This window comes from Arcobacter sp. CECT 8985 (assembly GCF_004116495.1).
In the GTDB taxonomy this organism is placed as follows: Bacteria; Campylobacterota; Campylobacteria; order Campylobacterales; family Arcobacteraceae; genus Malaciobacter.
Genome location: NZ_PDKC01000060.1, coordinates 1 through 4,423, shown reverse-complemented (window position 1 = coordinate 4,423; position 4,423 = coordinate 1). Strand labels below are relative to the sequence as shown.

The following is a 4,423-nucleotide window of genomic DNA, read 5'->3' as shown; positions in this document are numbered from 1 at the left end:
ATCATATAGTATTGAAGAATTAGGTATAAAATTTGATGAAGATATTATAAATAAGATAAAAATAAATAAACAAGAACCAACTGAAGTTATACAAATATTAAATAATTTTTTTTCTAATCTTTGCTCTAAAATAAAAGATCAAGAGATAGTAGAAGAGATAAAAAAACTAATGCAATCTTCAAATCTTAATAACTTTTACAATGAAATAGACTTATCAATTAGACAAGTTCAAAGGGAAACTAAAAAATTCACAGGATTAACTCCCCAAACAATACAAAGGATTTTGAGATTTTATAAGATTTTAGATAACTTAAGAACATTTGATGATATAAATTTTTCTTCGCTAGCTCAAAAATTGGACTTTTATGACCAATCTCACTTAATAAAAGAGTTCAAATACTTTTCAGGTATAAATCTAAAAAACTTTTTATTTACAAAAAATGAATATTTACAGTTTCAAAGTGAAGAGTATTGTCATCACCTTTTATCTAATATATAGGAGAAAGATAAAAAGCTTAATCTTTCTACTATAATTTGTATTCTTTTGTTTGTATTAGAACTTTTAAGAGTTCATATATTATAAAAAAATTAGAGTTTTAATTAGGGACGTCTTCCTCTAATTGCATTAGATATTCCTGACACCACTAGAAGTTAAAAAAGTTAATGACCATGATAACATTGTATATCCTTTGTAGCTTTTTTTAAAATTTAGATAATAATTTCACTAAAAAAGGTTTTACATAATTTTGAGATATAAAAGTAGCTATTAAATCTTCTTTCGTACCAGAATTAAGACTTTTTAATGTATCACCTATATCGTACCCAGGATCAAGTGCTTTTAATTTTAATTTTGCAATTTTAACAGAACTAGGTTTCTTAATAAATATAGAATTATCACCTTCTAATTTAGATATTAAATCGTTAAGTTTTTCTATCTTTTTTGTTCTATCTTCCATGAAGCCACCTTCGAGACTATTAATGCTAATATTAAAATTACAAAAGCAGTTATAAAGTAAGCAAAAATCTCACCTAAATAACTTTCAATCCAAACTTTTATTCCTAAAAAGAAAAAAATAGATGCCATAACAAGTAAGGAAAGTGAAAAAAGTTTTATCAATAAACCCTTTGCACTATTTACAAAAGAAGATTCTACTTCTTTTATTTGAGCTTCTATTAATTCTACAACAGAAATAATAAATTCTGAAATTGTAACTTTTGACATTTTATTTTTTTACTAACCAAGCTGCTAAAAATCCTAAGCCAAATGTAATTGCAATACTTTTAAAAGGATCATTTTTGATTTTAGTTTCTACTTCACCAACTTCATCTAAACCTTTACTTTTTAACTCATACAATTTTGTTTTTAATTCATCCATTGATAAATTATCAAAGATATCAAGTTTACTTGCACTTTTATCTACTTTTGCAGCAGTAGCTTCTTTTAAACTTGTAGACAATTCTTTTATGTCTGCTTTTAAAACTTCAATTTCTTCTTTTAATTTTGTTACTTCTTGTGTTGCCATTTTTATTCCTTTTTCTTTTTTAATAATACTTATTAAATCTAACATAATGAGTATTAATCGAAAATAAAAATTATAATTTAACAATATTACATATAAAAATAATATTTTTATTTAACAGTTACTTGTGTACTTTTTCTAAAAACTAGTAATTTTGTTTAAGGAACACTTTATTTCCTTTTGTTATAGTTTTAGTACAAACAAGGAGGTTATTATGAAAGACATAGCTTTACAACGACCTTTTAATCATAATATTTTAAATCCATAGTATGTAAAAATCTATTTTATTTAAGAGAGTGGTTAAAGTAATAATATTTAAAATATATTATATGAATACTAGAAAATAATAAAAATTAAAATAATTAAAAAGGAAAAAATTATGAGTTTGAAAAAAGAATATGAAAAGAAATTACAAGCACAATTAGATGAATGGAGTGCACAAATAGATAAGCTTAAAGCGCAAGCTGAAAAAGAAAAAGCAGATAAAAAAATCGAGTACAATGAACAAATACAAAAGTTAAGAACTAAACAAGCAAATGCAAATGAAAAACTTACTGAATTAAAAAATGCAAGTGATAATGCTTGGGAAGATTTAAAAGCAGGTATTGAAAGTGCTTGGGATTCTCTTGGTACTGCAATACAATCAGCTAGTTCAAGATTTAAATAATTAAAAAATTACTATAAAAATATAAAAAATAAATAAGGAGATTACAAATGAAATTAAATATATATGTATTAATGATAATAGGATTATTAGGTTTTACAACGTTTGCTTATGCTCAACCAGAAAATTCAAATATATCGGTTAAAGAAGTAAAAAATGATACAAAAGAGTTATTCAAATCTATTGGAAACTATACTGTTGATAAAAAAGATCAAGCACTAAAAAGAGTGAAAAATAGCTTAGATAAACTTGATGAAAATCTTGATAGTTTAGAATCAAAAGTTGACAACCAATGGGATAAAATGAGCAAAACTGTTCAAAAGAAAACTCGTCAAAATTTAAGATCTCTTCGAAAACAACGTAACCAAGTTGCACAATGGTATGGTAGTATGAAAAGTAGTACTGCTGATGCATGGGAAAGTACTAAAAAAGGTTTTTCTAAAGCATATGGAAAGTTAGAAGAAACTTGGGAAAAAGCTGAAAAGCAATTTGACTCAAAATAATAAAATAGTTTATTATTCTTCAATTATACAGTTTAACACATTTTAAAGTGTTGAACTAGTATAGATATAATTAGTTTAAACTTGGAGGGGAAATGCCATACAAGAGTATTAATGAATTACCAAAACAAGTAAAAGACAATCTACCAAAACATGCTCAAGAAATTTATAAAGAAGCTTACAATAATGCTTGGGAAGAATACAAAGAACCAAAAGACAGAAAAGGTGATATTTCAAGAGAAGAAATTTCTCATAAAGTTGCTTGGTCTGCAGTTAAAAATGTATATAAAAAAAATGACAAAGACAATTGGGTAAAAAAATAAAATAACTTTTATTATGTATATTTACAAAATTTAATTATAAAATAGATATAGTTTTATCTTTTATAACAGTTATATAATACCTAAGGAGCCCAATGACAATGAAAGATAAAAAAACAAATAAATTTCAACAAGCCTTTATTTTAGTATTATTAATTACTGTTCTTATGGGATTTATTGGAATGATTAAAGAGTTTTTAATAGCTCTTGTACTTGCTGCAATCTTTTCAGGTTTATTGTATCCTTTTTATAAGAAAATTCTTTTATATGTAAAAAACAAATCCATTTTAGCAGCTTCTAGTGTATTAATAATATCAATTTTAGCTGTTGGTTTTCCACTTACAATACTTACAGGTATGGTAACAAACGAAGCTATACAATTTAGTGAAAAAACAACTCCAATAGTAAAAGAGATTTTAGATGATAAATTCTCTCTAAGTAAACAACTGCCTAGTTGGTTACCACTTCAAGATAAAGTTGATTCTTTAAATGAAACTGTTCTTAAAAAAGCCTCTGATGCAACTAGTACAATAGGAAGTTGGCTAGTATCAAGTTTATCTAGTGCAACAAAAGGAACTGCTGGATTTCTTATGAGTTTGTTTATTATGTTTTATGCTATGTTTTATTTTTTGATAAATGGAGAAAAATTACTAGAATCCTTTTCTTCTTTAGTTCCTCTTTCAAAAAAAGATTATGATGAACTTATGAATCGTGGACTTATGGTAACGAAGGCCTCACTTAAAGGTATAGTTATAATTGGATTTATTCAAGGGCTATTAGTTGCCTTAGGATTTTGGACTATAGGACTTAATGGAGCTGTATTTTGGGGAAGTGTTGTTTTTGTACTTTCTGCAGTGCCAGGATTGGGAGCACCTATTGTTTGGATACCTGCTGTAATTTATCTATTGATTACAGGTAGTATTGCATGGGGAATTGCCCTTACCATATGGGGAATAGTAGTAGTAGGATTAGTAGATAATCTTTTAAGACCATGGATTGTTGGAAATGATGCAAAATTACCTGATCTAGTTATTCTTGTATCAATACTTGGAGGAATAGCATCTTTTGGTCCTGTAGGAATTATTATAGGTCCAGTAATAGCAGCACTTTTAGATACTGTTTTAAATATTTATAAAAAGAGTTTTAAATAAACTATTAATTAAGTTGAAGCTATATTTTTACTTCAACTTATATTAAAAGTATTAGAAAGAAATTTTAAAAACTCTCCCATTCACTATCATCATTATTTTTTGAACTAACTACTTTTTTATGCTCTGTTTTAGAATATGTAACTTCTTTTGAAGCAGAAGAGTCAAAAGAGTCCTCATGAACTTCAATATCTTTAACTTTTACACTATCTTTTCCTAAGAACTCTTTCGCATTTGCATCTGATACTATCTCTTTTGCTATTGAATCTGT

General features: G+C 26.0%; 8 protein-coding genes and 1 pseudogene. 5 read left to right on the top strand and 4 right to left on the bottom strand.

The window, feature by feature from the left end; genetic code table 11:
- Positions 1-499: helix-turn-helix domain-containing protein (locus tag CRU93_RS13875; protein ID WP_164967704.1), on the top strand; the 499-nt coding region annotated here is incomplete at its 5' end.
- 202 nt (positions 500-701) lie between these two features.
- Here the strand turns inward: CRU93_RS13875 and CRU93_RS13870 are convergent.
- From CRU93_RS13870 to CRU93_RS13860, 3 genes are read right to left on the bottom strand one after another with little or no spacing between them, the layout of a single operon-like run.
- Entirely contained in the window at positions 702-956 is a 255-nt protein-coding gene (locus CRU93_RS13870) for a hypothetical protein (RefSeq protein WP_129104783.1), read from the bottom strand.
- On the bottom strand, positions 932-1,222 hold the full coding sequence (locus CRU93_RS13865; RefSeq protein WP_129104782.1) for a hypothetical protein: 291 nt from the start codon (positions 1,220-1,222) through the stop codon (positions 932-934). The genes CRU93_RS13870 and CRU93_RS13865 overlap by 25 nt, the downstream gene beginning before the upstream one ends.
- Position 1,223: 1 nt before the next feature.
- Positions 1,224-1,523, bottom strand: a complete 300-nt coding sequence (locus CRU93_RS13860) for a DUF883 domain-containing protein (protein WP_129104781.1) — start codon at positions 1,521-1,523, stop codon at positions 1,224-1,226.
- Between the two features lie 376 nt (positions 1,524-1,899).
- Here CRU93_RS13860 and CRU93_RS13855 point away from each other — a divergent pair, with 376 nt between their 5' ends.
- The 4 genes from CRU93_RS13855 (at position 1,900) to CRU93_RS13840 (ending at position 4,155) form a co-directional block, all read left to right on the top strand.
- Positions 1,900-2,187: a coiled coil domain-containing protein gene (locus CRU93_RS13855; RefSeq protein WP_129104780.1), complete on the top strand. Its 288-nt coding sequence runs from the start codon at positions 1,900-1,902 to the stop codon at positions 2,185-2,187.
- A 47-nt stretch (positions 2,188-2,234) separates the two neighbouring features.
- Entirely contained in the window at positions 2,235-2,687 is a 453-nt protein-coding gene (locus CRU93_RS13850) for a hypothetical protein (RefSeq protein WP_129104779.1), read from the top strand.
- Between the two features lie 92 nt (positions 2,688-2,779).
- Positions 2,780-3,007 carry a ChaB family protein gene (locus CRU93_RS13845; protein WP_129104778.1) on the top strand — a complete coding sequence of 76 codons (228 nt, stop codon included), beginning with the start codon at positions 2,780-2,782 and terminating at the stop codon, positions 3,005-3,007.
- 92 nt (positions 3,008-3,099) lie between these two features.
- Positions 3,100-4,155 (top strand): AI-2E family transporter, encoded by a 1,056-nt coding sequence (locus tag CRU93_RS13840; protein ID WP_258238943.1) that lies wholly within the window; start codon positions 3,100-3,102, stop codon positions 4,153-4,155.
- A gap of 64 nt (positions 4,156-4,219) precedes the next feature.
- Here the strand turns inward: CRU93_RS13840 and CRU93_RS14255 are convergent.
- Positions 4,220-4,423: pseudogene (locus CRU93_RS14255) on the bottom strand (chemotaxis protein); the annotation flags it as partial.

Bases quoted from the DNA above. Each gene is read 5' to 3' on its own strand.
- CRU93_RS13870 (WP_129104783.1), bottom strand. From the start codon at position 956: ATGGAAGATAGAACAAAAAAGATAGAAAAACTTAACGATTTAATATCT.
- CRU93_RS13865 (WP_129104782.1), bottom strand. From the start codon at position 1,222: ATGTCAAAAGTTACAATTTCAGAATTTATTATTTCTGTTGTAGAATTA.
- CRU93_RS13860 (WP_129104781.1), bottom strand. From the start codon at position 1,523: ATGGCAACACAAGAAGTAACAAAATTAAAAGAAGAAATTGAAGTTTTA.
- CRU93_RS13855 (WP_129104780.1), top strand. From the start codon at position 1,900: ATGAGTTTGAAAAAAGAATATGAAAAGAAATTACAAGCACAATTAGAT.
- CRU93_RS13850 (WP_129104779.1), top strand. From the start codon at position 2,235: ATGAAATTAAATATATATGTATTAATGATAATAGGATTATTAGGTTTT.
- CRU93_RS13845 (WP_129104778.1), top strand. From the start codon at position 2,780: ATGCCATACAAGAGTATTAATGAATTACCAAAACAAGTAAAAGACAAT.
- CRU93_RS13840 (WP_258238943.1), top strand. From the start codon at position 3,100: ATGACAATGAAAGATAAAAAAACAAATAAATTTCAACAAGCCTTTATT.